The sequence below is a fragment of the Acinetobacter sp. GXMZU3951 genome, assembly GCF_054457875.1.
In genome coordinates, this window is the sequence record NZ_JBTLFO010000001.1 from 211,063 (window position 1) to 236,816 (window position 25,754).

Annotated in this window: 30 protein-coding genes; 21 read left to right on the forward strand and 9 right to left on the reverse strand. The window is 42.2% G+C overall.

Annotated elements, in window-relative coordinates; translation table 11 throughout:
* Positions 1 to 6 precede the first annotated feature (6 nt).
* Complete coding sequence (pabC, locus tag ACX17N_RS00975) at positions 7 to 819, reverse strand: aminodeoxychorismate lyase (RefSeq protein ID WP_458890722.1); 813 nt, start codon at positions 817 to 819, stop codon at positions 7 to 9.
* 159 nt (positions 820 to 978) lie between these two features.
* On the opposite strand from pabC, the gene ACX17N_RS00980 reads away from it, so the two are divergent.
* From ACX17N_RS00980 to ACX17N_RS01010, 7 genes are all read left to right on the forward strand, one after another.
* A complete protein-coding gene (locus tag ACX17N_RS00980; RefSeq protein WP_458890723.1) occupies positions 979 to 1,989 on the forward strand; it encodes a sulfate ABC transporter substrate-binding protein in 1,011 nt (336 codons plus the stop codon).
* A gap of 30 nt (positions 1,990 to 2,019) precedes the next feature.
* Positions 2,020 to 2,625, forward strand: a complete 606-nt coding sequence (locus ACX17N_RS00985; protein ID WP_458890724.1) for an RBBP9/YdeN family alpha/beta hydrolase — start codon at positions 2,020 to 2,022, stop codon at positions 2,623 to 2,625.
* Between the two features lie 74 nt (positions 2,626 to 2,699).
* Complete coding sequence (gene cysT / locus ACX17N_RS00990; protein ID WP_458890725.1) at positions 2,700 to 3,533, forward strand: sulfate ABC transporter permease subunit CysT; 834 nt, start codon at positions 2,700 to 2,702, stop codon at positions 3,531 to 3,533.
* Positions 3,530 to 4,420: a sulfate ABC transporter permease subunit CysW gene (gene cysW, locus ACX17N_RS00995; RefSeq protein WP_458890726.1), complete on the forward strand. Its 891-nt coding sequence runs from the start codon at positions 3,530 to 3,532 to the stop codon at positions 4,418 to 4,420. Before cysT ends, cysW begins: the two co-directional genes overlap by 4 nt.
* A gap of 14 nt (positions 4,421 to 4,434) precedes the next feature.
* Entirely contained in the window at positions 4,435 to 5,496 is a 1,062-nt protein-coding gene (locus tag ACX17N_RS01000) for a sulfate/molybdate ABC transporter ATP-binding protein (RefSeq protein WP_458890727.1), read from the forward strand.
* A 50-nt stretch (positions 5,497 to 5,546) separates the two neighbouring features.
* Positions 5,547 to 6,470, forward strand: a complete 924-nt coding sequence (locus tag ACX17N_RS01005) for a CysB family HTH-type transcriptional regulator (protein ID WP_458890728.1) — start codon at positions 5,547 to 5,549, stop codon at positions 6,468 to 6,470.
* A 194-nt stretch (positions 6,471 to 6,664) separates the two neighbouring features.
* Complete coding sequence (locus ACX17N_RS01010; protein WP_458890729.1) at positions 6,665 to 7,873, forward strand: OmpP1/FadL family transporter; 1,209 nt, start codon at positions 6,665 to 6,667, stop codon at positions 7,871 to 7,873.
* An 82-nt stretch (positions 7,874 to 7,955) separates the two neighbouring features.
* Here the strand turns inward: ACX17N_RS01010 and carO are convergent, their stop codons facing one another.
* Positions 7,956 to 8,663 (reverse strand): ornithine uptake porin CarO, encoded by a 708-nt coding sequence (carO, locus tag ACX17N_RS01015; protein WP_458890730.1) that lies wholly within the window; start codon positions 8,661 to 8,663, stop codon positions 7,956 to 7,958.
* A gap of 291 nt (positions 8,664 to 8,954) precedes the next feature.
* On the opposite strand from carO, the gene dapD reads away from it, so the two are divergent.
* From dapD to ACX17N_RS01045, 6 genes are all read left to right on the forward strand, one after another.
* Positions 8,955 to 9,776, forward strand: coding sequence for a 2,3,4,5-tetrahydropyridine-2,6-dicarboxylate N-succinyltransferase (gene dapD, locus ACX17N_RS01020; protein ID WP_458890731.1), 822 nt, complete (start codon positions 8,955 to 8,957; stop codon positions 9,774 to 9,776).
* Positions 9,777 to 9,858: 82 nt separating this feature from the next.
* Positions 9,859 to 10,569 (forward strand): 7-carboxy-7-deazaguanine synthase QueE, encoded by a 711-nt coding sequence (queE, locus tag ACX17N_RS01025; protein ID WP_458890732.1) that lies wholly within the window; start codon positions 9,859 to 9,861, stop codon positions 10,567 to 10,569.
* Between the two features lie 29 nt (positions 10,570 to 10,598).
* Entirely contained in the window at positions 10,599 to 11,267 is a 669-nt protein-coding gene (queC, locus tag ACX17N_RS01030) for a 7-cyano-7-deazaguanine synthase QueC (protein WP_458890733.1), read from the forward strand.
* A gap of 16 nt (positions 11,268 to 11,283) precedes the next feature.
* A complete protein-coding gene (locus ACX17N_RS01035) occupies positions 11,284 to 11,694 on the forward strand; it encodes a hypothetical protein (RefSeq protein ID WP_458890734.1) in 411 nt (136 codons plus the stop codon).
* A gap of 68 nt (positions 11,695 to 11,762) precedes the next feature.
* Positions 11,763 to 12,461, forward strand: a complete 699-nt coding sequence (locus tag ACX17N_RS01040) for a Dph6-related ATP pyrophosphatase (protein WP_458890735.1) — start codon at positions 11,763 to 11,765, stop codon at positions 12,459 to 12,461.
* 3 nt (positions 12,462 to 12,464) lie between these two features.
* On the forward strand, positions 12,465 to 12,923 hold the full coding sequence (locus ACX17N_RS01045) for a peroxiredoxin (RefSeq protein WP_458890736.1): 459 nt from the start codon (positions 12,465 to 12,467) through the stop codon (positions 12,921 to 12,923).
* Positions 12,924 to 12,985: 62 nt separating this feature from the next.
* On the opposite strand, the gene ACX17N_RS01050 is transcribed toward ACX17N_RS01045, so the two are convergent.
* The gene (locus ACX17N_RS01050; protein ID WP_458890737.1) at positions 12,986 to 13,591 is read right to left on the reverse strand and encodes a LysE/ArgO family amino acid transporter; all 606 of its coding nucleotides are present in this window, start codon (positions 13,589 to 13,591) and stop codon (positions 12,986 to 12,988) included.
* Between the two features lie 136 nt (positions 13,592 to 13,727).
* On the opposite strand from ACX17N_RS01050, the gene ACX17N_RS01055 reads away from it, so the two are divergent.
* On the forward strand, positions 13,728 to 14,639 hold the full coding sequence (locus ACX17N_RS01055) for a LysR family transcriptional regulator ArgP (RefSeq protein ID WP_458890738.1): 912 nt from the start codon (positions 13,728 to 13,730) through the stop codon (positions 14,637 to 14,639).
* Between the two features lie 25 nt (positions 14,640 to 14,664).
* Here the strand turns inward: ACX17N_RS01055 and ACX17N_RS01060 are convergent, their stop codons facing one another.
* Positions 14,665 to 15,261, reverse strand: coding sequence for a YceI family protein (locus ACX17N_RS01060; RefSeq protein ID WP_458890739.1), 597 nt, complete (start codon positions 15,259 to 15,261; stop codon positions 14,665 to 14,667).
* A gap of 35 nt (positions 15,262 to 15,296) precedes the next feature.
* The gene (locus ACX17N_RS01065; RefSeq protein WP_458890740.1) at positions 15,297 to 15,866 is read right to left on the reverse strand and encodes a nicotinate-nicotinamide nucleotide adenylyltransferase; all 570 of its coding nucleotides are present in this window, start codon (positions 15,864 to 15,866) and stop codon (positions 15,297 to 15,299) included.
* A gap of 104 nt (positions 15,867 to 15,970) precedes the next feature.
* Between ACX17N_RS01065 and ACX17N_RS01070 the strand changes: the two genes are divergently transcribed.
* Positions 15,971 to 16,771 carry an enoyl-CoA hydratase gene (locus tag ACX17N_RS01070; protein ID WP_458890741.1) on the forward strand — a complete coding sequence of 267 codons (801 nt, stop codon included), beginning with the start codon at positions 15,971 to 15,973 and terminating at the stop codon, positions 16,769 to 16,771.
* Positions 16,772 to 16,886: 115 nt separating this feature from the next.
* Positions 16,887 to 17,669: a nitroreductase family protein gene (locus ACX17N_RS01075; protein ID WP_458890742.1), complete on the forward strand. Its 783-nt coding sequence runs from the start codon at positions 16,887 to 16,889 to the stop codon at positions 17,667 to 17,669.
* A gap of 251 nt (positions 17,670 to 17,920) precedes the next feature.
* Here ACX17N_RS01075 and ACX17N_RS01080 read toward each other — a convergent pair whose 3' ends face one another.
* Positions 17,921 to 18,232, reverse strand: coding sequence for an NGG1p interacting factor NIF3 (locus tag ACX17N_RS01080; protein WP_458890743.1), 312 nt, complete (start codon positions 18,230 to 18,232; stop codon positions 17,921 to 17,923).
* A 225-nt stretch (positions 18,233 to 18,457) separates the two neighbouring features.
* Here ACX17N_RS01080 and ACX17N_RS01085 point away from each other — a divergent pair, with 225 nt between their 5' ends.
* Positions 18,458 to 18,970 (forward strand): tetratricopeptide repeat protein, encoded by a 513-nt coding sequence (locus ACX17N_RS01085; RefSeq protein WP_458890744.1) that lies wholly within the window; start codon positions 18,458 to 18,460, stop codon positions 18,968 to 18,970.
* Between the two features lie 38 nt (positions 18,971 to 19,008).
* On the opposite strand, the gene ACX17N_RS01090 is transcribed toward ACX17N_RS01085, so the two are convergent.
* The gene (locus ACX17N_RS01090) at positions 19,009 to 19,986 is read right to left on the reverse strand and encodes a DUF4424 family protein (protein WP_458890745.1); all 978 of its coding nucleotides are present in this window, start codon (positions 19,984 to 19,986) and stop codon (positions 19,009 to 19,011) included.
* A 91-nt stretch (positions 19,987 to 20,077) separates the two neighbouring features.
* Here ACX17N_RS01090 and ACX17N_RS01095 point away from each other — a divergent pair, with 91 nt between their 5' ends.
* Positions 20,078 to 20,605, forward strand: a complete 528-nt coding sequence (locus ACX17N_RS01095; RefSeq protein ID WP_458890746.1) for a hypothetical protein — start codon at positions 20,078 to 20,080, stop codon at positions 20,603 to 20,605.
* Positions 20,606 to 20,741: 136 nt separating this feature from the next.
* Here the strand turns inward: ACX17N_RS01095 and ACX17N_RS01100 are convergent, their stop codons facing one another.
* Together ACX17N_RS01100 and ACX17N_RS01105 are read right to left on the reverse strand one after the other, a co-directional pair.
* Positions 20,742 to 21,281, reverse strand: coding sequence for a cysteine peptidase family C39 domain-containing protein (locus tag ACX17N_RS01100; RefSeq protein WP_458890747.1), 540 nt, complete (start codon positions 21,279 to 21,281; stop codon positions 20,742 to 20,744).
* Positions 21,282 to 21,333: 52 nt separating this feature from the next.
* Entirely contained in the window at positions 21,334 to 22,365 is a 1,032-nt protein-coding gene (locus tag ACX17N_RS01105; protein ID WP_458890748.1) for a DUF4917 family protein, read from the reverse strand.
* A 225-nt stretch (positions 22,366 to 22,590) separates the two neighbouring features.
* Between ACX17N_RS01105 and ahcY the strand changes: the two genes are divergently transcribed.
* The 3 genes from ahcY to ACX17N_RS01120 all read left to right on the forward strand — a co-directional run bounded on the left by ahcY (position 22,591) and on the right by ACX17N_RS01120 (position 25,701).
* On the forward strand, positions 22,591 to 23,973 hold the full coding sequence (ahcY, locus tag ACX17N_RS01110; protein ID WP_458890749.1) for an adenosylhomocysteinase: 1,383 nt from the start codon (positions 22,591 to 22,593) through the stop codon (positions 23,971 to 23,973).
* A gap of 149 nt (positions 23,974 to 24,122) precedes the next feature.
* The gene (metF, locus tag ACX17N_RS01115; protein ID WP_241624069.1) at positions 24,123 to 24,959 is read left to right on the forward strand and encodes a methylenetetrahydrofolate reductase [NAD(P)H]; all 837 of its coding nucleotides are present in this window, start codon (positions 24,123 to 24,125) and stop codon (positions 24,957 to 24,959) included.
* Between the two features lie 25 nt (positions 24,960 to 24,984).
* Entirely contained in the window at positions 24,985 to 25,701 is a 717-nt protein-coding gene (locus ACX17N_RS01120; RefSeq protein ID WP_458890750.1) for a 16S rRNA (uracil(1498)-N(3))-methyltransferase, read from the forward strand.
* Positions 25,702 to 25,754 lie beyond the last annotated feature (53 nt).

The window sequence follows — 25,754 nt, forward strand, 5'->3', positions numbered from 1 at the left end:
ATAAGGCTAGATGATCTGATTCAATTGTAAAGTATTAAAAAGCTCAATACAGGGGTCAACCGCTAATGCTTGCTGATCAAGCATTGTGGCAATTTTCATAGGCTGCAACGCATTGCAAAAAAACAAGCTTTGAAAATTCGATATTTCTTCCGAATCCACCAAGCGCTGCTCACAAGCAATGCCAAATTGTTGCATGCGTCGTAAAATCTCGCTACGCATCACACCATGCACGCCATTATAACGAAGTTCAGGCGTAATCCATGTGTCATTTATGCGAAAGAAGCAATTACTGCTTACACCTTCTACAACCAAACCTTGAACATCCAACACCAACGCTTCTAACCAGCCCTGTTGATCTGCCTCTTGCTTCAGCATGACCTGCTCTAACCGATTCAGGCTTTTAATCCCAACCAAGTTCGGCATGCTTAAGCCCATTGCTGTCTGCAATATTCCTGCTTGGATCTGCTCATAGTGGAAAGTTTCAACCGCTTTAGGATAAAAAAATACCCAAACATCTGCTGGATGCTGCGGCAAACTATAACCCCGTTGCCCTTCACCACGGCTAATTACGACCTTTAACGTCCCGTTCAGATGCAAAAATTGCTGCTGCATCTGCAGCAAGTTTTTTTCAATTTGGGTCAAATCTGCTTGCAGAAACAGACGTTCGCACGCCTGTTGTAAACGCGCGAAATGCAAGGCTTCTAGCTCAATTTTATTATCGACAATACGTGCCGTAGTAAAACAGCCATCGCCATAGTGAAATGCACGGTCTAATAGTGCAATTTCCTTCACTTCTTGCGCATTCTTAAAACAAAGCATATTGATCTGTCCTCTTGACCCTGCCGTAGTGTAGGGAGTCTAGTTTAAATTTTATTGCTTTTTTATTCATATCAAATTCGTTTTTTATTATTTTTTTTGCAAAAAACTCAAGGCTATTCTTGCCTCATGACATAAACACACAAATTATTGAGGCAACAAATGCGTTTTTCTACTTTAAAACTCGGGGTCATCGCTGCACTGATTTCAATTACATCCGTCAATGCATCAGCACGTGACTTTCTGAACGTGTCCTATGATCCAACACGTGAACTGTATAGTGATGTCAACACTCAATTTGGTAAATACTGGAAAAGCCGTACAGGTCAAGACATCAATTTTAAACAATCGCATGGCGGTTCTGGCAAACAGGCCCGCGCAGTCATCGATGGACTTGAAGCCGATGTAGTCACTCTGGCACTGGCTGCCGATATTGATGTGATTGCGGAAAAAGCCAAGCTCCTCCCAACAGACTGGCAGAAAAAGTTACCACAAAACTCAACACCCTACACCTCCACCATTGTGTTTTTAGTGCGTAAAGGCAATCCCAAAGGCATTAAAGACTGGGGCGATTTAGTCAAACCGAATGTCGGCATTATTACCCCGAACCCGAAAACGTCAGGGGGCGCTCGCTGGAATTATTTAGCGGCTTGGGCTTGGGCCAAACATCAACCCAATGGAAATGATGCCAAGGCGCAAGCATTTGTAGGTCAAATCTATAAAAACACCAAAGTACTGGATTCAGGCGCACGTGGTGCAACCACCACTTTTGCAGAACGTGGGATTGGGGATGTCTTGCTCGCTTGGGAAAATGAAGCCTACCTTGCAGTGCGTGAGCAACCGGGAAAATTTGAAATCGTGACGCCATCATTATCTATTTTGGCTGAACCCCCAGTCGCGATTATTGAAAAAAATGTCAACAAGCATGGCACACAATATTTGGCACAGGGCTACTTAAACTTCTTGTATTCACCGCTTGGGCAACAACTGGCCGCCAAACATTTTTATCGTCCACGTAATGCCGCCACGTTGGCGAAGTACCAACATATCTTTAAACCGTTAAAACTGGTCACGATTGATCAAGAGTTTGGCGGCTGGGCCAAAGTTCAGAAACAACATTTTGAAAATGGTGGTGTGTTCGATCAGATCGTCAAAGCCAACAACACGAAATAAGCGATTATTCAATTACACAGGAGCATCGTCATGATTCATACCCTAATCGTACCGGGTGTAGGTGGCAGTGAAGCACAGCACTGGCAATCGTGGTTACAACGCAACCTCATGTCTAGCTCCCGTGTACATCAGACGAACTGGAACCAACCCATCTTGCCACACTGGGTTGAGCAATTTGTACAAACGCTGCAACCCATTCAAGGTGAAGTGCAAATCGTCGCGCATAGTTTCGGCTGTTTAACTACGGTTGCGGCTTTGGCACTCCATCCTGAACTGAACAAACAGGTGAAAAAATTGATTCTGGTTGCACCTGCCAATCCCGCACGTTTTGGCGAAGCGGGTTTTGCCCGAGATAGCAAACAGAATTATCAGGCCCTTTTTCAAAACTTCAAAATCCATGTGCCGACCAGCTTGTTGATTAGTGAAAATGATCCGTGGTTAAGCTTTGAAGATGCTCAGCAACTGGCCCAACACTGGAAATTGAAACCGATCAATTTAGGGCAAGTGGGTCATATTAATGTGGCTTCGGGCTTTGGGCCTTTTCCTGAAATTTATGACTATCTGATTCCTGAACCATCTCGGTCACGAATGCGTTGGTCGGATGATTACCCCCATTTTCTTAACTATGCGATATAGCAATTGCATAATTTAATTCACTGATTTTTTACTGATTTTTCTTAATCAGTTTGCTCGAATTTTGAGGAATTGTCATGTCGCAGCGATCCCGAGTGCTGCCTGGGTTTGGACTTTCGCTAGGTTTTACCCTCGCTTATTTATCTTTAATCGTGCTGATTCCACTTTCAGCAGTTTTTATCAAATCGCTTGATATTGGTTGGGCAGGTTTATGGGAAATTTTAAGTTCAGAGCGAATTTTAAAGTCGCTACAACTTAGCTTTAGTGCAGCCCTCATTGCAGCTGTCATCAATGTGATTTTTGGACTACTGCTCGCTTGGTGTCTGGTTCGTTACCATTTTCCTGGAAAGCGCATAGTCGATGCCTTGGTCGATTTACCCTTTGCCTTACCAACAGCAGTTGCAGGTATTGCCTTAACATCACTTTATGCACCTACAGGCTGGGTTGGACAATATCTGGATCCTTTAGGAATACAAGTGGCCTATACCCCCATCGGGATCACCCTTGCCCTGATTTTTATTGGTATACCCTTTGTGGTCCGTACCGTTCAACCGGTTTTAAGTGACTTAGAAACCGAGCTAGAAGAAGCGGCAGCCGCTTTAGGCGCCAACCGTTTGCAAATTGTGAGCAAAGTGATTTTACCCATTTTGTTCCCTGCCTTGCTCACAGGCTTTGCGTTGGCTTTTGCCCGCGGCGTTGGTGAATATGGTTCTGTGATTTTTATTGCGGGTAATCAGCCATTTAAAACTGAAATTGCACCGTTGCTGATTATTTCGCGTTTAGAAGAATACGATTATGCCGGTGCAACAACCATTGCCGTCGTGATGCTGTTAATTTCTTTTGCCCTGCTGTTTTTAATTAACTTATTACAAGCATGGGCAAGTCGTCGTACAGGGAGAACTGCAATATGAGCTTAGCCACTAACAGTCATGCCCTAGCACAACAGTTACAGTCTCGTGACGCGACCCGTGAACCGGTCTGGGTACGCTACACCTTACTCAGTATTGCCTTAATCTTCTTTTTAAGCTGCTTAATCCTGCCTTTGATTCTGGTTTTTGTTGAAGCCTTCAAGCAAGGCGTTGCGGTTTATTTTCAGGCTTTAATCGATCCAGACACATTATCTGCGGTAAAACTGACCTTATTAACAGCAGCAATTGCAGTACCCCTCAATGTTGTGTTTGGTGTGGCTGCAGCATGGTCCGTTGCTAAATTTAATTTTCGTGGAAAGTCGATTTTGACCACCCTAATTGACCTGCCATTTTCGGTTTCCCCTGTCATTGCCGGATTAATGTTAGTCCTGATTTTTGGGACACAAGGCTGGATGGGCAACTGGTTACTCGATCATGACATCAAGATTTTGTATGCCGTTCCAGCGATTGTGCTAGCAACCGTGTTCATTACCGTTCCTTTTGTTGCCCGCGAGTTGATTCCGCTGATGGAAGCTCAAGGGACAGAGGAAGAAGAAGCTGCGATAGTTCTTGGTGCTTCAGGTTGGCAAACCTTTTGGAAAGTAACGCTCCCCAACATCAAATGGGGTCTGATTTATGGGGTCATCCTGTGTAATGCCCGCGCTATGGGTGAGTTTGGTGCGGTCTCCGTGGTCTCTGGACATATTCGTGGAGAAACCAATACTTTGCCCCTACATGTCGAAATTTTATATAACGAATACACCTTTAGTGCGGCTTTCGCTGTGTCTTCCTTATTGGCTTTACTGGCCATTGTGACGCTGATTTTAAAAACATGGGTCGAGTTCCGTCAGGAAAAGCAAAACCAAATTAATAGCCATTCAACAAATTAAGTAGGCATAAGCATATGAGTATTCAAGTTAAAAATATTGAAAAACACTTTGGTGCATTCCATGCACTTAAAAATATCTCTTTAGACTTTCCAGAAGGCCAACTGGTTGCCTTGTTAGGCCCTTCAGGATGCGGTAAAACGACACTACTGCGCATTATTGCAGGTCTAGAATCTGCTGATGCTGGACAAGTTATTTTGGAAGGCCAAGATTCAACGGATATTCACGTTCGTGAGCGCCAAGTCGGCTTTGTGTTTCAGCATTATGCGCTATTCCGTCACATGACCGTGTATGACAATATTGCCTTTGGTTTACGGGTACGCCCTCGTGCAACGCGTCCCTCCGAAGCAGAGATTAAGAAGCGGGTCACTCGATTATTAGATTTGGTTCAGCTTGGCTTTTTAGCAGATCGTTACCCCGCACAGCTTTCGGGCGGACAACGTCAACGGATTGCCTTGGCGCGTGCCTTAGCGGTTGAGCCCCGAGTATTACTTCTTGATGAGCCGTTTGGCGCACTGGATGCCAAAGTCCGTAAAGAGCTCCGTCGCTGGTTGCGTACCCTACACGATGAACTACATATCACCTCGATTTTTGTGACCCATGATCAGGAGGAAGCGCTAGAAGTGGCCGATCAAATCGTGGTGATGAACAAAGGTAATGTTGAACAAATCGGCTCTCCACGTGAGGTCTATGAACAACCCGCAACCCCCTTTGTGTTCGACTTCTTGGGTCAAGCCAACCGTTTTGAAGGTCACCACCATCAAGGGCTTATTCAACTGGGTGAAGATCGTATTCTCTTAGATACAGCAAAACATGCACCGCATGGCAATGTTGTAGCCTTTGCCCGCCCGAATGAATTACGCATTCATACTCAGCCCAAAGACAATGCCATTCAAGCCACGTTTTTACGTGAAATCTGGATTGCAGGCAAAGTTTTGGCCGAGTTACAAGACCGCCAAGGCAACCTGATTGAAATTACGCTTAGCCCAGAAGAGTCAAAATTACATCAATTTAGACCAAATCAAACTGTTTGGTTAAGCGCAACTGCATTACACTTATTCGAAAATCAAGTCGCATAGAGACATTTAGGTGAGGCATCGCCACCTCACCCGCTTTAAGGTATAGAGAAATGAATTTCCAACAACTCAGAATTATTCGAGAAACAGTGCGACAGAACTTCAATTTAACCGAAGCATCTGCGGCTTTATACACCTCTCAATCTGGGGTCAGTAAACATATTAAAGATTTAGAAGATGAATTAGGGGTACAGCTTTTTATCCGTAAAGGCAAGCGTCTCCTGGGGTTGACCGAGCCAGGACAAGCCCTGCTCGGAATTGTAGAACGCATGCTGGTAGATGCGGACAACATTAAACGCTTAGCAGATGACTTTAATAAAGTCGATGAAGGCACTTTAACCATTGCCACCACACATACCCAAGCGCGTTATGTCCTGCCACCGATCGTGAATTTATTTAAAAAAGAATTCCCGAAAGTGCATTTAATTTTGCAACAAGCCAGCCCTGTTGAAATTACTGAAATGTTGTTACAAGGTGAAGCCGATATTGGTATTGCTACCGAATCACTCACTACAGAAGAAAATTTAGCCAGCGTGCCGTTTTATAACTGGCAGCACTGCATTATTACGCCTAAACAACATGAATTGGCACAAAAAGAAAAAATTGAACTGACCGATTTGGCACAATATCCGTTAATTACCTATCATGGCGGTTTTACGGGGCGTTCTAAAATCGACAAAGCCTTTGAAGAAGCACATGTAAATGTTGATATTGTGATGTCTGCGCTTGATGCCGACGTCATCAAGACCTATGTAGAGCTCGGTATGGGGGTCGGGATTGTCAATAACGTGGCTTATGATGCTGAACGTGACTACCGCTTAAAGCAAATCCAAACCGATATTTTTGGCGTCAACACCACATGGCTTGCAGTACGTAAAGGCCATTTACTCCGTGGCTATGGTTACGAGTTTATTTCCCTTTGCTCGCCTGAAACCGATATTAAAGCATTAAAGAAAATCGCTTATCCTGAAGACTAAGCAACAATATGGGATGGAGATAATCTAAGGATTATCTCCTTTTATTGCTAATTTTTAATTTCAACCAAATTCACAAGTTATACAATTAGTCAGAACAACATAATCATCTTGCTTCATTCTGCATAATTCCACACAATGAGTCGCACCAACATTAGAACAATCAGTAAATTCATCATAATTTTAGGTATGTTTTCATGTGGAAAATCAGCTCTTTGACCTCAGCCATCATCTTTCTTCCCTCCTCAGTTCAGGCGGGAGGGATGGAATTATCTGGACAATCCCTTGGCTCCTTTTTTGAAAAAGACAATTATGCTGAATTAACGGTTGCACATTTAAATGCCGATATTTCCGGACAAGTGCAAAATCAGGATGTTTTAGCCGAGATAGGCGTCACCGATTTTTCTACTGGTAATTTTGTCGAAGACCGAAATTTTCTACAAGCAGCACTCAAGTTTCAACCACATCCCAAGATTGCAGTCGGGCTGATTTTCGATCAGCCTTTTGGCGTCGACATTCAATATCATTATCGTCCTGAGACCGTGATCGGCCCCATCGAGATTGAATCCACAGAAATCAATTTTGACAGTCAAAATATCACCACCATTTTTGGCTATCAACCGAATCCCTCATGGCAAATCTACTCCGGACTGGCTCTACAAAGCTTTGAAGGCGAACTACAAGTATTCGGACAAAGTTTTTCTTTTTTAAATGGTTATCGTGCCGAGTTTAAAAAAGATCATGCAGTAGGTTGGCTTGCTGGTCTAAGTTATCAAATCCCCGAGTACGCATTACGTAGCAATCTGAGCTATCGTTCTGCCATAAAACACCAAGTTCATGTGAACGAATCTATTCAAAACCAGCCCATTAGCTTTACTACGGCGGATAAAACTACCATTCAAACACCAGCATCTGTCAATCTGGATTTTCAAACAGGAATTTCGCAGAAAAATCTGATTTATGCTTCTCTCCGCTGGGTCGATTGGAGTGACTATATCATTCAGCCCACTCAGTTCGCTGCCATCATCGCAAGTGCCGCGCAATATGCTCCTGAAATTCGTTCCTTCAAAATGATTAAATATCAAGAGGATCAATGGTCTGGAAAAATTGGCATTGCCCATCAATTCAGCCCACGCTGGGTTTCTACCCTTGATCTAGGCTGGGATTCTGGCAGCGGCAATACGGCGTCTACATTAAGCCCCGTTGATGGTTATTACGGACTTGGTCTAGGTGCACTCTACTACTGGCAACCCCAATCCTTCATGGCTTTCGGAACCCAATATTTACGCTTTAACAAAGCCAAAACCGTTATGGATCGTGAGGCGGAAGGAAAAATTGCGACTTTATATTCGGTCAATCAGAATGATGCATGGGTCTTTGGTGGAAAAATTGGACATCACTTTTAATTGGACATCACTTTTAGTTGACGTTGTCTATCAGCATAAAAAAACGGGCATGCAGCCCGTTTTTTTATTTCTAAGCTAGCTCTTAGAAGTGATAGCTTACACCCAGTTTCGCTACTGGCATCCATTCATATTTATCATCATTAGCAACATTACGCTCATGTTCAGCAAGTAGTTCTTGATCTGCGGCTGTACCACCCACACCAGTCAATTTGGCTTGCGGATTACCCGTATAATAAGCACCAACCTCACCAAACACACCTACACGGTCAGTAATTTTAGGTGCAAAACCTAGACCCAAGTATGGTGCAATGTCATTGTTATAGTTAACTTTACCCGTTACAGATTTAAAGTCGGTTTGCTTGCCATCAATTTCAATACTGCCACTACCCGCTTTAGATTTGAGCGTGTATTCACTATCGACATAGCCAACACCCGCTGCCATGTAAAGAGAATTTGCCCACATGTTCGAACTTGTACCCCAAGGACGTACTTCAGCGTTTAAATAAGTCAGATTATTTTTCATGTCCATGTCATATTTCACGCCATCTACAGACAGGTCATCTGACCAAGAAACATCACCACCATTATAACCAAGGGTTACACCCACATAAGGGTTTGCGGTCCAAGTGACTGCACCACCATAACCTGTTGTCCCAGCCTCAGCACGAACAGAAGTTGGCATTAATTGGTTAGAAACGCGACCATCATTAATGACTGGTTCTTCTGCCATTGCAGTACCTGCAAAAGCGGTCATTGTAGTTGCAATCGCAATTAAACTTAGTTTTTTCATTACTGGTCTCCTCAGAAGATTAAACTTTTAATCGTGAAGTTGTTTTGATGAACTCATGCTAGACCAGAACATCGGTACTTTTTATGAACAATTTGCTAGGTTTGTGTTAACTTTTGATACATATTTCATGAAATATCGTTTGCAAACACTAATTTGTTTAACAACTTATACAATTTAACATAGGTTTTTACTTAACTGTCTTAATTATAAATTCCGATGCTAAGACGATTTTTCATCTATTTTTGAGCAAATATAGTGTAAAATCTTCAAAATTTTTTTGGAAGGAAGATCATGTCTCAGCTTTCGACAATTATCGAACAAGCCTTTGAAGACCGTGCCAATTTCACAGCAGCGGACTGTCCTGCTGAAATTCGCAATGCTGTTGAACAAGCTATCGCTGGTTTAGACAACGGTTCATTACGCGTTGCTGAAAAAATCGATGGCGAATGGGTTGTACATCAATGGCTTAAAAAAGCAGTCTTGTTATCGTTCAAATTAAACGATAACAAACCAATTGAGTCTTGTGATCTTCGTTTCTATGACAAAGTAGACACTAAATTCTCTGGTTGGACTGAAGAGCAATTCAAAGCTGCAGGCGTACGTGTTGTACCGCCAGCAGTTGCGCGTAAAGGCAGCTTCCAAGCGAAAAACGTGGTGTTAATGCCATCTTATGTCAACATTGGTGCTTATGTAGATGAAGGCACAATGGTTGATACATGGGCAACTGTAGGTTCATGTGCACAAATCGGTAAAAACGTTCACTTGTCTGGTGGCGTAGGTATCGGTGGTGTATTAGAGCCATTACAAGCGAACCCAACGATTATTGAAGACAACTGCTTCATCGGTGCACGTTCTGAAATCGTTGAAGGCGTGATTGTTGAAGAAGGTTCTGTGATTTCAATGGGCGTGTTCATTGGTCAATCAACCAAGATTTATGACCGCGAAACTGGCGAAATCCACTACGGCCGTGTACCAGCAGGTTCTGTGGTTGTTTCTGGTAGCCTTCCATCTAAATGCGGTACTTACAGCTTATATGCTGCAATTATCGTGAAAAAAGTTGATGCGAAAACTCGTGCTAAAACCAGCTTGAACGAATTATTACGCGAAGACTAATTCTTCAAAATGCTTTTCGGTCTCTACGGTCAGGCATGATCGTAGAGATTTTTATTTTTCTATCATGTGGTTATCTTGTGCTATGAATACTCTCCGATCTTCGGCTATTCCTGTTTCTGATCCGGCTGCGGGCTTACGCATCACGGAGATTTTCTATTCATTACAAGGTGAAGCAAATACAGCAGGACTGCCGACGGTATTTATCCGTTTAACTGGTTGTCCGCTACGTTGTACCTATTGTGATACCACCTACTCCTTTGAAGGTGGCGAGCGCCAGTCGCTCGAACAGATTATTGAAACTACGCTAGACTTTCAAACGCCTTATGTCTGCGTGACAGGTGGCGAGCCATTGGCACAACCCAATGCATTACCTTTAATGACGCGTCTGGCCGATTTAGGTTGTGAAGTCTCTTTAGAAACCAGTGGTGCTTTAGATGTTGCTAAGGTCGATCCCCGTGTTTCAAAAGTATTAGACTTAAAAACCCCAACTTCGGGTGAAGAACACCGTAATTTGATCAGCAATTTGGCGCATCTTACGCCTCACGATCAGATCAAATTCGTGATTTGTAACCGTGAAGACTACGAATGGTCAAAACTACAAGTTGCACAGTACCAACTACAGGATAAAGTCAGTACCGTTTGGTTCTCCCCTGCTTTTGCTGTTGAAAAAGGTGCTGTACGCTTACCGCAACTCGCGCGTGACTTAGCGCAATGGATTTTAGAAGACCATCTCCCTGTTCGTTTCCAACTTCAGCTGCATAAACTGTTGTGGAACGATGAAACTGGTCGTTAATTGCTTTTAGAGATTTAGGAGATTTGCAGATGCGCACTCGTGCCATAGTCTTGTTATCTGGCGGCTTAGACTCAACTACTTGTTTAGCTTGGGCACAAGCACGTTACGAATGCATGGCAATTAGCTTTATGTATGGTCAACGCTCTACCACAGAACTTGATGCTGCAAAAGCGTTAACACAACGTGCTGGTGTTGAACATCGTATTATTAATATTGATTTAAGTAACTTAGGTGGTTCCGCCTTAACCGACCATAGCATTGATGTACCAGAACAGCTGCAAGATGGCATTCCTGTAACTTATGTTCCAGCACGTAACACCATTTTCTTGTCCTATGCTTTGGCTGCAGCAGAAGTTTTTGGGGCTGAAGCGATTGTGATTGGTATCAATGCTGTTGATTATTCTGGTTATCCTGATTGCCGTCCAGAATATATCGAAGCGTTTGCCAACATGGCACGCTTGGCAACTAAAGTTGGTGTCGAAGGAAAACCTCTTAAATTTGAAACACCTCTGTTACATTTATCCAAAGCAAATATCATTCGCTTGGGTATTGAACATGGCGTAGACTATAGTCAAACAGTGTCTTGCTACCAAGCAGATGACCAAGGACGTGCTTGTGGTAAATGCGACAGCTGCCGCTTACGCAAACAAGGCTTTGAAGACGCAGGTGTAGCAGACCCAACACGTTACATACCGTAATTACAGGGTACAGTTTATGAAAAATTTAAAATCAAACATTATTCTTTCTACATTAGTGTCTGCTGCGGCATTATTCGCAACAGCTTCACATGCTGCAGAATCCAACAAACTACAAGAAGCGTATAAAAGCACCAATGTAAAAGCTGCGTTAATTAATGTTTGTAAAGAAGAAACAGCCAAAGGTAATAAATTATCAAGTGCTGAAGTAAGCAAGTACTGTACTTGTGCGGTCGATGCAGATGGTAAATTAACCAATGCACAAAAATGGGAAATCCAAAGCGCGATTAACCAAAAGAAAAGCCCGAGCACATTAGCTTTTGTGCAAAAGCAAAATAAAGACTTACAAGCATGTTTTGGTCCTCAGTTAACCACTAAATTAAAGTCATTAACTGAAGAAGCGATGAAAAACGCTCAAGCGAAGAAATAATTCGCACTGCGTGAATCAAGCCTGCTTTATGCAGGCTTTTTCTATGGCAAAAAAGATAGAACTTAATTATGCAGGTTGAATGGAATACTAACGCGCAGGGTCAAAAATTTGTGGCTTCTTATAGTGGTGGCAAAGACAGCAGCCTTGCTCTCTACCAAGCCATGCAAATGGGTCAACCGGTTGCGCTGATTGTAATGCTGGAAGAACAGGGCTTAAAGTCACGCTCTCATGGAATGTCCTTAGATATCATTCATGCACAGGCCGATGCAATCGGACTCCCGATCTTTGTCGCTTCGGCAACATGGCAGGAGTATGAAAGTCAGTTTATCCAACTGCTACAACAAGCGAAGGCATTCGGTGCGGAAACCTTGGTCACTGGGGATATCGACTTAATGGCACATGCCGAATGGAATCAATCGGTATGCGATAAAAGCTCGCTCAGTTTATGCATGCCGCTTTGGCAACGCCCGCGTTTGGACATTGTGCATGAATTTATTGCACTTGGATTTCAAAGCATCATTGTGACAGTCAATCTAAACCTGGGTATGCAAGTCGAAGATTTAGGCCGAGTACTCACACTCGACTATGTGCAAGAACTGGTAGCGCGTGGCATAGATCCATGTGGAGAGGCTGGTGAATTCCATACCACCGTGATTAATGGCCCCATTTTCAAACATGCCCTGAATATTGTAAAAAGTGCTATTCTTTATCACGAAAATTATGCCTTTTTACCGCTTGAACTAAAACAACACCCGATTGAAGGATAAACCATGACGGATACAATTCTACTTCCCAATCAAAGCTTTCCCACCACAACAGGTGAAGTCAACTTAACTGAAGTACCGACTGAATGGTTGATTGTATATTTCTACCCAAAAGACTCCACGCCTGGATGTACGACACAAGCGGTTGGATTTTCTTATTTAAAAGACCAGTTTGATGCACTAAATACCACTATTTTCGGTGTTTCACGGGACTCGGTTAAAGCTCATCAAAACTTCACAACAAAACAATCTCTCACGATTGACTTAATCAGTGATAAAGAGGAAGTGCTGTGCAAGCACTTTGACGTGATTAAAGAAAAAAATATGTATGGCAAACAAGTGATGGGGATTGAACGCTCAACATTCATTTTCCATCAAGGCAAGCTGGTGAAAGAATATCGCAAAGTCAAAGCTGCAGGTCATGCTGAACAAGTGCTTGAAGATTTAAAAGCCTTGCAAGCTTAATGCAAAAATGCCGCTCATGATCAGATAGGGTCATCTGCATGCAGCGGCATTTTCTTTTGCTATTAACCCAGCACTAAAGACACGGCAATTCCCCACATCACCAGCGCAATCAAAGCATCAAGAATCTTCCATGATTTCGGATTTTCAAAAATAGGCGTTAACAGACGTGCACCATAACCTAGGCTAAAAAAGAACAACCAAGAAGCCGTAATCGCCCCCAAGGCAAAATAAAGTTTAGCGTGCTCAAATTGAGTAGAGATTGAACCCAACAACACGACTGTATCTAAATACACATGCGGATTCAGCCAAGTTAAGGCCAAACACACCAGAATAACTTTACTCAATTGGGTTTCTTCACGCTCACTGGCTTGCAGACCTTCATTGGCTTTGAATGCTCTGATTAAATGTTGCATCCCATACCAAAACAGAAACAAAGCCCCTGCCCATTTTGCAATCGACAAAATTTCAGGATGTTGCTGCATGACAACGGCAAAACCCGTTACCCCCAACACAATCAAAATTGAATCAGACAAAGCACATACGGTGCAAACCCAAAACACCGACTGCTGTTTTAAACCTTGCTTTAAAACAAAAGCATTCTGTGCCCCAATCGCAACGATTAGACTCAAACCGATCGCGATTCCTTGAAAATACGTTTGTAGTAGCATGATGATTCCCAATTGATTTAACTTCCTCGTATTATCAATTTTTTCGCACAAAACTAAATATAATTAAGAAAATATCAATATAACTAAATATTTTTTAGTTTATGCTAAAAGGAAATTTAAACCACACAGATCTAAAATGTTAAACAGCAAGCAATGTGATGCCTTTTTAGCGGTGGCAGAAACAGGAAGTTTCGATTTGGCCGCTGAACGCTTATATATTACCGCTTCAGCCGTCACCCTCAGAGTGCAAAGTCTGGAAAAGACGCTAGGTCATTTATTGATTGTACGCGAACGCCCATGCCGCGTGACTCAAGCAGGTCAATCGTTATTACATTACTTACAACATAGCCGTTTGCTCGAACATAATTTAATGCAAAACCTGACGGGACAATCTGCCGAGTCTGCATTTTATCAAATCAATATTGCCACCAATGCTGACTCTCTGGCGACGTGGCTATTACCCTTACTCAAAAACTATCTTGTTGAACACAACATCGTGCTACATTTTCAGGTGGATGACCAATCCCAGACTCATCATCTACTCGAGGCTGGCTTGGTCAATGCCTGTTTAACCACTGAGTCCAAAGCCATGAAAGGCTGTATTGCAGAATATTTAGGCAGCATGCATTACCGCTTTGTGGCGACACCAGAATTTACTCAGTGTTGGTTTAGTCAAGGGGTGACCCGCGATGCACTACGCCTTGCACCGGCTTTAATTTTTAATGAAAAAGATCATATGCATATTGATTATATTCAGCAAAAATTTGGGCTCAATCCCAACCAATATCCGCATTTTTTATTGCCATCTTCCAGTGCATTTTTGGATGCGGCGGTGATGGGATTAGGCTATAGCTGGCTTCCTGATTTTCAGGCGCAACACTATTTAAAGTCAGGTGAATTAGTCGAGGTTTCTTCAGCATTAAGCATCGATCTACCGGTCTATTGGCACCACTGGAAACAACAATCGCTCGCACTGGCTAAACTCACGCAAACCCTTTTGCAACAAGCTCCCAGCTATATGAACCAACAACTGAACACCTCATTTTAGCCCTAAAAGATGCATGACTAAGGGATTAATCCAGATTTCTCCACTGCCCGACCACTTGAATATTGACTTTTTCTCCAATACCGCCCAAAGCTTTTTTCATACCGAAATCACTCCGGCGAATGATGGTAAAGGCTTCCAGATCCATTAAATCTGGATTGCCCTGCCGCGGACTCATTTTGGCCTTGAAAGTAATTGGACGGGTAATACCACGTAACGTCAGGTTGCCGTGAATTTGGTAGTCATGCCCCCCGAGTCCTTTAAACTGGGTACTTTTAAAGGTCGCGGTTTTATATTTTTCGGCATAGAACAAATCAGGTCCCAGCACCATACTTTTATAACTGGGTTTATTCAGTTCTACACTATTAATATCCAACACCACCTGTGCAGTGGCACGTTCAGGTTGCTGTAGATCAAACTCCAATGCCGATTGCACTGTGTTAAAGCGGCCCTTCACCAAATTCATGCCAAATGAATCAATATGAAAGCCGACCTCAGAATTCGAGGTTAATTGCCAAGTCGAGGCATGCCCCACATTTGCGAAGCACAATAGTGCGCAGGAAAGCATACACAGCTTAATCCGATGTATGCCTGAATGATCATCATATGCAGAGTGAGTTCGCATGCCCATTCCCTCAATTGAGGTACTGAGCTTATAGTTTACTCAAGATTAGATTTATCTTCGGTGTGGTATTTGTGTTGCAATTGTTGATAAATCACGCTTTGTTTGAACTTTTGTAAAAACTCAATGGTGCCTTGAGGGAACGCCTCTTCCCAGATCTCACCACGATAAAAAGCTTCGCGCATTGGAGTTGCCGACATCGCCCCTTCTAGACTGTCAATTTCCACCATGTCCCACTCTGGAAATAACTCTAAATAATAGGATGACTCATCTTTAAAGTGCCCAATCAAGCCGACTTTATCTTCGGTTTGGACAATACCATTGACTAAGGTCTTGACCAAATTCACCCATTTTTTATCGTTATAGACATCAATCACATGCACAAAACGAATCCGTGCCGCATCTTGTTCAGAAAAATTCGACAAGATCATCTGTTCACGTTCTTGTGCGGTAAATGGATTTTTTATGTTGCGTTCCATTTGTGCCGAACCCAAAGCCAAAATGACATAATCACTCAGCTCTAATGCAATTTGGATGGTTCGCATATGCGCGATATGAAATGGCTGGAAACGCCCAATAAAAACCAGATAATCAAATGTATGCTTCATAGAATCTGAACTTTTTTATGAACTCATCAGTTGCACCCTTCTTCATCAAGATACGACATAATGGCACATAAAATTTAATTAAATTTTAAAGCAAGGATAGTACGATGACGCTCAGTTGTATTCAACAACCACATGAACATTTAAATGCAAATTTAGATAACGGGATTTTAACTTTAGCCATCAACCGTCCTAAAGCTAAAAATGCCCTGTATGGTGATTTGTATTTATGGATTGCCCAAGCACTCAATGAAGCGGATCAGTCTCAAGATGTGCGTGTGGTAATTTTACGTGGTGAAGATGCCGACTTCACTGCTGGGAATGACATGCAGGACTTTATGCAATTTATTCAGTCACCCTTACAAGGCAAGTCAGGCGATGCACCACCATTTGTGGTATTAAAAGCCGCGGCTCGTTTTTCTAAACCTTTAATTGCCGCAGTGCGTGGTGTTGCCATTGGCATTGGGGTCACCATCTTATTACATGCAGATTTGGTTTATAGTGACCAAACGGCATTATTCCAAATTCCATTTGTGAGCTTGGGGCTTTCACCTGAAGGTGCTGCCAGCCAATTGTTAATTCAACAAGCAGGCTATCATAAAGCGGCAGAACTGTTATTCACGGCGCAGAAATTCAACAGCGAAAAAGCGGTTGCGGCGGGTCTAGTCAATAGCATTGAAGAAGATGTCTATGCAGCAGCCTTTAAACAGGCACAAACCTTAGCGGCCTTACCATTGGCATCTTTACGCCAAACCAAAGCCCTGATGAAGCATAACTTAGAGAGCATCGTGGACTGTATTGACCATGAAGCTGAAATTTTTATGAAGCGCGTGTCTTCTCCTGAAATGGCCGAAGCCATTGCAGCATTTATGCAAAAGCGTAAACCTGATTTTTCTCAATTTAACTAAGACTTAATAAGGGGCTGCATGCCCCTTATTTACAACGCAACTCACGTAAAAACAACATCGCTCCGACTTAGCACACGATATTCTAAAAACAGTCTTTCATCGCTGAATTAAACCTATGACTCATTCAGATCAAACCCATTACATTACAGATGAATCAGGCAAAAAACGCTATTACGAGCCTGCTCCACAAGATATTGATATTAACAACTTCAGAAAAGTCATTGAAAGCCGTCGTTCGGTCAGAAAATTTACGGATCGGGCAATTCCAAGTGACGTTTTAGATGCCTGCTTAGATTTAGCTTTGCTTGCACCGAACTCCTCCAATTTACAGCCGTGGACCTTTTATCTGGTGCAGACCCCTGCCAAGAAAAAGCAATTGGTCAAAGCCTGTTTAAATCAATTGGCGGCCAAAACAGCGGCTGAACTGATAGTCTGCATTGCCCGTACTGACCGTTTAGATGATATGGCAAAACGTAATATTAGCGAATTTCCATTTCCCGAAACCCCACCAGCAGTTCAGAAATATTATCGCGTGATTCCGTACAATTATAAAACGGGCTATTTCAATACCTTAGGGAATGTAAAAAAAATTGCCTTTAAAGTAGCGCGGAGTTTTAACAAACAACTTCCTGTCACTGCTTTTACCCCCGCAGATGCCAAATTATGGGCAAGCAAAACCACTGCGCTGGCCTGTGAAAATCTGGTTTTGGCATTAAGAGCCTATGGTTTTGACAGTTGTATGATGGAGGGTTTTGATGAACCCATGGTGCGAAAAATCTTACAATTAAATGAGCAACAATACCCAGTCATGGTAATAGCCGCAGGTGAACGTGCGAAAGATGGTGTGTTTTTCCCACAATATCGCTTTGACCGCGAACTATTTATTCAAAAACTTTAAGGGCTTTGCCGATGGAATCTGTTCAATAAGATTTTAATGACTGGACTAGCCTTTGGTTCGACCTACTTTTCTTTCGGGAAAAGTAGGCAAAAGCTGAGGTGTAACTATAGCAGTGCAAGATCTACAAAACTGGTCAAATACCCTCGATATGTCAGTGTATTACAGAAACTTTTTTCATAATTCATCCTGCCTTAAGTAATTGCAGATGACATTTCCGTGTATCTCATTTTAGTTTGGAAAAGCGATTTGGGCTAAATATCCAAGATTTGAATAAACTCAAACGCAGGCTCTTCATAAGGATGGCTGGCTTTCAGTGCTTGTGCTACTGCTTGCGCCTGCACTTCAGGCACTATCGTTTCTACGCGCCATTCAGGGACTTGCTCCAGTGTATTCAACTGCCCAATAAATGGATTAGCACCGTTCACAGGCTTGAACTGCCCCATACCAAGCACTTGCCATGCACAATGTTCATAATCGCCAATTCCCCCAGCACCTGCAGCAAAGATGGCCTGTTTGGTGACTTCTAAATGACTTTCTGGCACATAATAAATTAATTTCAGCACAGGTTAATCCTTATCAAGATGATGCGCATACTCAGACATTGTGAAGGAAGTTCTTGATAAATCTCAAGTGGGATTAAAGCTCGATGTGTGTCGCATGCCTCCTGATTTAATTTGCCATACACAAACAACTATATTTTCCATAGCGTACAAAAGTGCGATTTTCAGTTATACTGTTAGCGCCAATCTTCCGATTGGCTTTTTTATTGCTCGTGTACTGGTGTTGTTATGTCCCAACTTCCTTCTATTTCAGCGGAACTCATAAATCGTGCGACAGCAGGTAATGCTGAAGCTCAATTTGAATTAGCCAATTTATATATGCAAAGTGAAGCTGAGCAAGATATAGAACTTGCCGAAGAGTGGGCCTTAAAGGCTGCGGGCAATGGTCATGTCGAAGCCATGTACTGGTTGGGTGAAGGCTATGTGGTTTATGCCAAAGAGCTGTTAGAAGAAGACCCTAAAGAAGCGAACACTTATTTTGAACATGCGTATCACTGGCTAAAACAAGCCAGCGCTTTGAATCACCCTGCTGCAATTTTAGAACTTGCAGGTTTCTATCGTCGTGGCAATGTGGTGGAAAAAGATATCGCCAAGTCAGTGGCTTTGGTACAACAAGCCGCAGAACTCGGTGAAGCACAAGCAATGCGTGATTTAGCCTGTATCTATGCACATGGTTTGGGCGTGGAAGTTGATGAAGCCAAAGCGGATGAATGGTCCATTAAGGCACAACAATTCAGTTAAGTTTAGACATGCCCATCTCGATGATGGGCAATCTTTTATTATTCAAAGCGAAATTTGGTATTCACAAAAATAATATTCAAGTCCTGTTTTGGCACAAAATTCTTTTTCCGAATTTCAAAGCGAGTTGAACTGATCTTTTGTACCTTGCCTTCCCAACAAAACGAGACCAATTCCCCCACATCACGCTCAATCGTAAGCTTAAAATCTGCAATCGGTTTCGCCCAGTTAGCACCCGTAGTTAAAATATAGCCCAGCGCCTGATACGGTGCCTGCTGCGCTTTCGCCTTGTTTAAACCCGCTTTGAAGGATGAATCCATACAATAAGTTTGTTCATCTTGCTCTGGATAGAGCGCAACCGAACCACCGACCAAGGGCTGATACTGGTGCTGAATATGCGTGATCGCATGGGCTTTAAAGCGTTGCTGCCAACTATAAACCACCTGTGCTTCCCAATAGACTTCATCCTCTTGCTGATAGGACTGGAGTAATTGTTGTATTTTTGGATTTGTACATTGCAGCATCTTCTGGCTGATTTTTTTAACATCCTGATTTTGCATCCACGGATACATCAAATCCATCTCAGATAAACCACACGCTTTGAGTTGAGGCGTGACATCAATCAGCGGATAGTCTGCCGAGTCATGCTTGGACTGACGCATATCTGGCAAAAAAGCCCGCACATGCGTTTTGGGTTGTACTGGCTTATCCTGCTGCCTAATCTGAAAGCTTTGAATCAGCCCTTCCGTATCGGCAAAATCGCTCTCCCTAGCACTACCGACTCGGGGCAATGGAAACAGAACTGTTTCTTCGATGTCTTGGTCAGTCAAATTTTTAAACTGATAGGCCACCCGAATCTGCTTTTTACTAATAAACAAGTCTTCACTCTGCATCGCAATCTTGGGATTATGCAAATATTCAACGCCTCCAGTCTCCACAAAACCTGTACTATCATTGGCATAGGCATTCACCACTATCAAGGCACTTACCCATATACTGCACCACTGCCATTTATACATTCTCTATCCTTTTATCTTATTCAAATTTTGCTGATCTATCGTTTAATACTATATTGAATTTATTTAAAATCACGCCATTTCGGGGACTCAAATGCCAGCTAAACAATCGCTTTTCGCCATATCTGCACTGCTGATTTCTAGTACACTCTTTGCGCATCCCACCTTTCAAGATTATCCAGCGCAGGCGTATACAGGCAAAAACCATGCTGTGGTTTTGAATAAAGAAACTAGACTGTATAAAACCTTAATGACTGAACTTTCAAAACAGCCTGTTAATTTTGCCGGTCATTATGGCGTTGAAACTTATGGCTGTGGTGGCGGATGTGTCGCAGGTTTACTGTATGATGCGAAAACGGGTGCAACCGCCTATTTACCCGACTCATTCCGAGACTGTTACTCCGAACAATATGGTTTTTCATCGAGAGAGATCAAATTCAAAGCTGATAGTCGCTTGCTAATAGGTACAGGCAGTCGCAAAGGCGATCATGAACAATGCGAGCTGGTTTATTATCTGATGGAGAATGGTCGATTCAAAGAATTAGAAAGTTATCGTATCAACAACGGTCAGACCCCTTGGGTGAATGCATTATTCGAAGAATGGAATAAAGAAGAAAATTAATGCTTAAAATTCCGCAGACCCGAATTTTAGTTAGTGAGCAATCCTATCTCAATTAAATTGCCAAACGGTTATTTTTGCATTCCAAGCTTGATGGCTACACATAAAAATACATCAAACTTGGAATCTTCAAAATCTGCTAATTGCGTACAGTCGATTGAAGCTGAACACCACGATCATTAATCACAATCGCTTGTCGGCAAATGCCTTCCGCTTTACGCTGCTGTTCAAAAACCAAGGCAGGCATTGACTCAAAATTATCAAAGAAATAAATGGCTTGATCATCAATCGAATACACCAAGGATTGATTACCCACTTCATCTAAAGTGTCGTAGTACACAATCACCATGTTTCCCTGCGCAATTTCTTTTTGGATTTGGGCATAGCTCAATGCAGGTTCAATCGGAATCCGCAACGCTTTGGCTTCGGTATAACTTTGACGCTCAGTTCGGTCAATATTGGGATCTAGATCGCTATGAAATGACACCTTAAAGCCGATCTTTTTTAAAGCAACCGCCAAAGCAATGGTAAAAGTTCCATCTTGACGATCATGTCGGCATAACTTGATTAGCTCTTCGATGTCGATATGCACACCATGATGTTGCAACAACATCCAAACTGCAAAGACCCCGCAGTTTGCTTCTAGATTCAGCAAGGAATCAGGAATCTCTAAAGCCATAGGTTTGATCTCAAGATATAATGGGCGGATGATAAAGCTTACAGATTTAAACTCAAGGATTATTCCAGCAACCTGAGCTTTGACTATCAAAAAATTCCACCTCAACTTGTGGAGCTAACTTATTTATTTCAGTATAAATACGATGACACTCTGATTGATCTTTAGAGTAAGTAGAAATTGCAATTTTACCACTTAATTTATGCTTAAAAATTTGATCAACCAAGTGAGACTCTTGTTGCCCCATTCCCCATCCATAAATGACTAAATTCGTTTTATCTTTAATTAGTGACGGTAAAACCTCGTAAAAAACCGTACTTAAATATGGACTCGTTTTAATAGATTCCTTTTTCTTTTCTCCCGTGCCTTCAGCAACGAATAAAGGAATTTTATCATCTGTCCAATGTTGAGTTATCGTATCTAATAATTTTGAATCCTCTAAAGCTTTTAGCTTTTTTTCAGTATTAAAAATATCTCTAAAAATAGCTAAACTGCCATGTTGATAAAATGTCAAGGTAATTGCTTTTTCGCTTCTATAGGGCTTCTGAAATTTTTCCCAATCATGATCGAATACACCACCACCAATAAAACAATCTTTAAAAATATGTCCATCATTATTGATTTTCAAATCATTGCCATACATTCGAATCCAATACAACAACAGATCATAATTTAGAGAAACAATCGTGCTAAAACACTTTGTAAACTCGTAAAGCTGTGGTAACTGATCTACAATTTGATCTCTAGAACAATGTACTTCACGTACAACTTGAATGAGTGCATTTTTTATATTTTCATAAGCCTGATTTGTTTTTTTATCTTCTATTTGCAGTTTTTCATTAATCAATTTTGCATGCCAAACTAATCGAAGGATTAGTTCAAAATCAGATGTTTCAAACTCATTAAACAGTTTGGAAATATCATGATTAAACAACTCTAATTTTTCAGCTTCTTCTTTTAATGAACTAAATCCAAATTTGGAGTGCAGTGCCATACTTGCACCGTTACCAATGATCAGGCTGCCATTTTGATAATCATCTTTAATATCGCACCATTCTTTAATTTGATATTTAAAACTATTACTCATTGAATCATCTCAAATTTTTCTTATCAGCCAGATATTAACCAATTACAGATTGGAACAAAATCAATTTCCAAGTACAATATCTCGCAGTCGAGGGATGCTGCGACTTTTTCACAGGTACACAAATGTGAAATCGCTAGGCTCGACGATTCGGTTAGACACTCGCTCTAATCAACAACGGCATCCGCGAACATAATGATCAATTTTTGTATTTATAAGGAGATCGTAATGAACGCGGTTAATGCTTCATTTACAGATTATAAAGTTGCTGACATCACTCTAGCTGACTACGGCCGTAAAGAAATCAAACTTGCTGAAGCTGAAATGCCAGCATTAATGGGTCTTCGTAAGCGCTATGCTGCTGCAAAACCACTTGCAGGTGCGAAAATCCTTGGCTGTATCCACATGACCATTCAAACTGCTGTTTTAATTGAAACATTGGTTGAATTGGGTGCAGAAGTTCGTTGGACTTCATGCAACATCTTCTCAACTCAAGACCACGCTGCTGCTGCAATTGCAGCTTCTGGTGTTCCTGTCTTTGCTTGGAAAGGCGAAACTGAAGAAGAATACATGTGGTGTCTTGAACAACAAATCAATGTAAATGGCACACCTTGGGATGCCAACATGATTTTGGATGATGGTGGTGATTTAACACTCCTTGTTCATGAAAAATATCCTGAAGTGATTGCAAAAATTCATGGTGTAACTGAAGAAACAACGACAGGTGTTCAACGTCTGTATGAAATGCTTCGTGACGGTACTTTAAAAGTTCCTGCAATCAACGTAAATGACTCTGTAACAAAGTCTAAAAACGACAACAAATACGGTTGCCGTCACTCACTCAATGATGCAATCAAACGTGGTACAGATATGCTTTTATCTGGTCGTCGCGCCCTTGTGATCGGTTACGGTGACGTAGGTAAAGGTTCTGCTCAATCACTTCGTCAAGAAGGCATGATTGTACGTGTAACTGAAGTTGACCCAATCTGTGCAATGCAAGCATGCATGGACGGTTACGAAGTTGTTTCTCCATACAAAAATGGCGTACAGACTGGTAAGAAAGAAGACATCAACCTTGACCTTCTTCAAAACACTGACCTAATCGTAACGACTACTGGTAACTACCACGTATGTGACGCTGCAATGCTTGATTCATTAAAAGCAGGTGCAGTGGTGTGTAACATTGGTCACTTTGACACTGAAATCGACACGGCTTACCTCCGTGGTTACAAGTGGGTTGAAGTGAAGCCACAAGTTCACCAAGTTTACCGTTCAGAAGATGAAAATAACTACTTGATCCTTCTTTCTGAAGGTCGTTTAGTGAATCTTGGTAACGCAACAGGTCACCCATCACGTATTATGGATGGTTCTTTTGCCAACCAAGTACTTGGTCAAATGCACTTATTCGCTGAAAAATTTGCGGATCTTCCAGAAGATCAAAAACAAGCAGCAATTCGTGTAGAACTTCTTCCTAAGAAATTAGATGAAGAAGTTGCAGCAGCAATGGTTGCTGGTTTTGGCGGTGTCTTGACTCAATTGACGCAAGAACAAGCAGACTACCTAGGTGTAGCTGTTGAAGGTCCATTCAAATCTGACGCTTATAAATACTAAGTTTTATATTCCCCCTCATCCTAGCCTTCTCCCGGTGGGGGAAGGGACTTTTCATGATTAATTCAACTTATATGGAAAGTTCCCTCTCCTTTTAGGAGAGGGATAGGGAGAGGCCTAAATAAAAAGCATTTATAAAAAAGGATTTGATGATGAGCAAAAAAGTTCCAATTTCTTTTGAGTTTTTCCCAACCAAAACTGATGCGGGTGCAGAAAAACTTAAAGTCGTACACCAAGAACTACAGTTATTAAACCCAGAGTTCTTCTCTATTACTTATGGTGCTGGCGGTTCAACTCGTGAACGTACGCTTGCAGCGATTGCTGAATTCAATGGTAAAGGCACACCGGTTGCGCCGCACTTATCGTGTATTGGTGATGACAAAGCCCGTATTGCTGAATTACTTGATATCTATAAAGACCAAGGTATTGACCGTATTGTGGCTTTACGTGGCGACTTACCGTCTGGACAAGTCGGTTTAGGTGAACTGCCTTATGCAACAGATTTGGTGCGCTTTATCCGTGAGCATTCGGGGGATCACTTCCATATTGAAGTGGCGGCCTATCCAGAAATGCACCCACAAGCAGAAAGTTTTGATTTAGATATCCAGCGTTTCTGCGACAAAGCCCATGCAGGAGCGAATGCTGGTTTAACCCAGTTCTTCTTTAATCCAGATGCCTATTTCTACTTTGTAGAGCGCATTCAAAAAGAAGGCGTGAATATCCCAATCGCACCCGGCATTATGCCGATTACCAATGCCAGCAACCTGATTCGTTTTGCTGATGGCACAGGCGCTGAAATTCCACGCTGGATTCGTAAGCAATTGGCAACCTATGGTGATGATACTGCAAGTATTAAAGCTTTTGGTCACGAAGTTGTGGTCAAACTCTGCGAGCGTCTACTGGCTGGCGGTGCACCGAGCTTGCATTTCTACACCATGAACACCACTGATCCAACCCGTCAGCTTGTGACTGACCTTGGTTTAGTTTAATCCTGACTTAGACGAGTTGTACTTTATGCCACGTTTTTATATTGAAGCTGAATTAGCGGTTGAAACCCAGATTGAACTGACGGAAACTGTTTTTCATCATTGGTGTAAAGTACTTCGCGCCCAAGTTGGCGATCAAGCCATCTTGTTTAATGGACAAGGGGGTGAATACCTCGCAGAACTCACCGAAGTTTCGAAAAAGACTGCGACTGTTCAGGTATTGACGTTTAATCCTAGCAATCGGACTCCTGCCATTCACACCCTACTCGGTCAAGTAATGAGTAAAGGTGATCGCATGGATTATGCGATTCAAAAAGCGGTTGAACTGGGTGTTGCTGAAATTCAACTGTTGACCTCTGAGCGCTGTGAAATGCGTTTGAAGTATGACCGTGACCAGAAAAAATTAGACCATTGGCAAGGTATTGCAATTGCAGCATGTGAACAGTGCGGCATGAATATTGTGCCAAAAATCCATGCACCGATCAGTTTAGAGAAATGGCTTGCATCTGCATTGCCAAACACTAAACTCGTGCTTGCACCGAATAAAGATGAAACCGATCCTTTGAACGATGCGAGTCAAGATATTACTCTGCTGATTGGACCTGAAGGTGGTTTAAGTGAAGCGGAAATACTGGCCGCCAATCAGGCTGGGTTTACGAGTTGGTGCATTGGTGAACGTGTATTACGTACCGAAACTGCCCCTGTGGTTGCATTGTCCATCTTGAATTACAATGTTAGACCATAGTTTTTGAATATTTATGCAAATACAGATGGATTCGATTGAAATTTATGAACAAC

What these genes read in the sequence shown, in the direction of transcription:
- pabC (WP_458890722.1), bottom strand. Translation starts at nt 819, where the DNA reads ATGCTTTGTTTTAAGAATGCGCAAGAAGTGAAGGAAATTGCACTATTA.
- ACX17N_RS00980 (WP_458890723.1), top strand. Translation starts at nt 979, where the DNA reads ATGCGTTTTTCTACTTTAAAACTCGGGGTCATCGCTGCACTGATTTCA.
- ACX17N_RS00985 (WP_458890724.1), top strand. Translation starts at nt 2,020, where the DNA reads ATGATTCATACCCTAATCGTACCGGGTGTAGGTGGCAGTGAAGCACAG.
- cysT (WP_458890725.1), top strand. Translation starts at nt 2,700, where the DNA reads ATGTCGCAGCGATCCCGAGTGCTGCCTGGGTTTGGACTTTCGCTAGGT.
- cysW (WP_458890726.1), top strand. Translation starts at nt 3,530, where the DNA reads ATGAGCTTAGCCACTAACAGTCATGCCCTAGCACAACAGTTACAGTCT.
- ACX17N_RS01000 (WP_458890727.1), top strand. Translation starts at nt 4,435, where the DNA reads ATGAGTATTCAAGTTAAAAATATTGAAAAACACTTTGGTGCATTCCAT.
- ACX17N_RS01005 (WP_458890728.1), top strand. Translation starts at nt 5,547, where the DNA reads ATGAATTTCCAACAACTCAGAATTATTCGAGAAACAGTGCGACAGAAC.
- ACX17N_RS01010 (WP_458890729.1), top strand. Translation starts at nt 6,665, where the DNA reads ATGTGGAAAATCAGCTCTTTGACCTCAGCCATCATCTTTCTTCCCTCC.
- carO (WP_458890730.1), bottom strand. Translation starts at nt 8,663, where the DNA reads ATGAAAAAACTAAGTTTAATTGCGATTGCAACTACAATGACCGCTTTT.
- dapD (WP_458890731.1), top strand. Translation starts at nt 8,955, where the DNA reads ATGTCTCAGCTTTCGACAATTATCGAACAAGCCTTTGAAGACCGTGCC.
- queE (WP_458890732.1), top strand. Translation starts at nt 9,859, where the DNA reads ATGAATACTCTCCGATCTTCGGCTATTCCTGTTTCTGATCCGGCTGCG.
- queC (WP_458890733.1), top strand. Translation starts at nt 10,599, where the DNA reads ATGCGCACTCGTGCCATAGTCTTGTTATCTGGCGGCTTAGACTCAACT.
- ACX17N_RS01035 (WP_458890734.1), top strand. Translation starts at nt 11,284, where the DNA reads ATGAAAAATTTAAAATCAAACATTATTCTTTCTACATTAGTGTCTGCT.
- ACX17N_RS01040 (WP_458890735.1), top strand. Translation starts at nt 11,763, where the DNA reads ATGCAGGTTGAATGGAATACTAACGCGCAGGGTCAAAAATTTGTGGCT.
- ACX17N_RS01045 (WP_458890736.1), top strand. Translation starts at nt 12,465, where the DNA reads ATGACGGATACAATTCTACTTCCCAATCAAAGCTTTCCCACCACAACA.
- ACX17N_RS01050 (WP_458890737.1), bottom strand. Translation starts at nt 13,591, where the DNA reads ATGCTACTACAAACGTATTTTCAAGGAATCGCGATCGGTTTGAGTCTA.
- ACX17N_RS01055 (WP_458890738.1), top strand. Translation starts at nt 13,728, where the DNA reads ATGTTAAACAGCAAGCAATGTGATGCCTTTTTAGCGGTGGCAGAAACA.
- ACX17N_RS01060 (WP_458890739.1), bottom strand. Translation starts at nt 15,261, where the DNA reads ATGCGAACTCACTCTGCATATGATGATCATTCAGGCATACATCGGATT.
- ACX17N_RS01065 (WP_458890740.1), bottom strand. Translation starts at nt 15,866, where the DNA reads ATGAAGCATACATTTGATTATCTGGTTTTTATTGGGCGTTTCCAGCCA.
- ACX17N_RS01070 (WP_458890741.1), top strand. Translation starts at nt 15,971, where the DNA reads ATGACGCTCAGTTGTATTCAACAACCACATGAACATTTAAATGCAAAT.
- ACX17N_RS01075 (WP_458890742.1), top strand. Translation starts at nt 16,887, where the DNA reads ATGACTCATTCAGATCAAACCCATTACATTACAGATGAATCAGGCAAA.
- ACX17N_RS01085 (WP_458890744.1), top strand. Translation starts at nt 18,458, where the DNA reads ATGTCCCAACTTCCTTCTATTTCAGCGGAACTCATAAATCGTGCGACA.
- ACX17N_RS01090 (WP_458890745.1), bottom strand. Translation starts at nt 19,986, where the DNA reads ATGTATAAATGGCAGTGGTGCAGTATATGGGTAAGTGCCTTGATAGTG.
- ACX17N_RS01095 (WP_458890746.1), top strand. Translation starts at nt 20,078, where the DNA reads ATGCCAGCTAAACAATCGCTTTTCGCCATATCTGCACTGCTGATTTCT.
- ACX17N_RS01100 (WP_458890747.1), bottom strand. Translation starts at nt 21,281, where the DNA reads ATGGCTTTAGAGATTCCTGATTCCTTGCTGAATCTAGAAGCAAACTGC.
- ACX17N_RS01105 (WP_458890748.1), bottom strand. Translation starts at nt 22,365, where the DNA reads ATGAGTAATAGTTTTAAATATCAAATTAAAGAATGGTGCGATATTAAA.
- ahcY (WP_458890749.1), top strand. Translation starts at nt 22,591, where the DNA reads ATGAACGCGGTTAATGCTTCATTTACAGATTATAAAGTTGCTGACATC.
- metF (WP_241624069.1), top strand. Translation starts at nt 24,123, where the DNA reads ATGAGCAAAAAAGTTCCAATTTCTTTTGAGTTTTTCCCAACCAAAACT.
- ACX17N_RS01120 (WP_458890750.1), top strand. Translation starts at nt 24,985, where the DNA reads ATGCCACGTTTTTATATTGAAGCTGAATTAGCGGTTGAAACCCAGATT.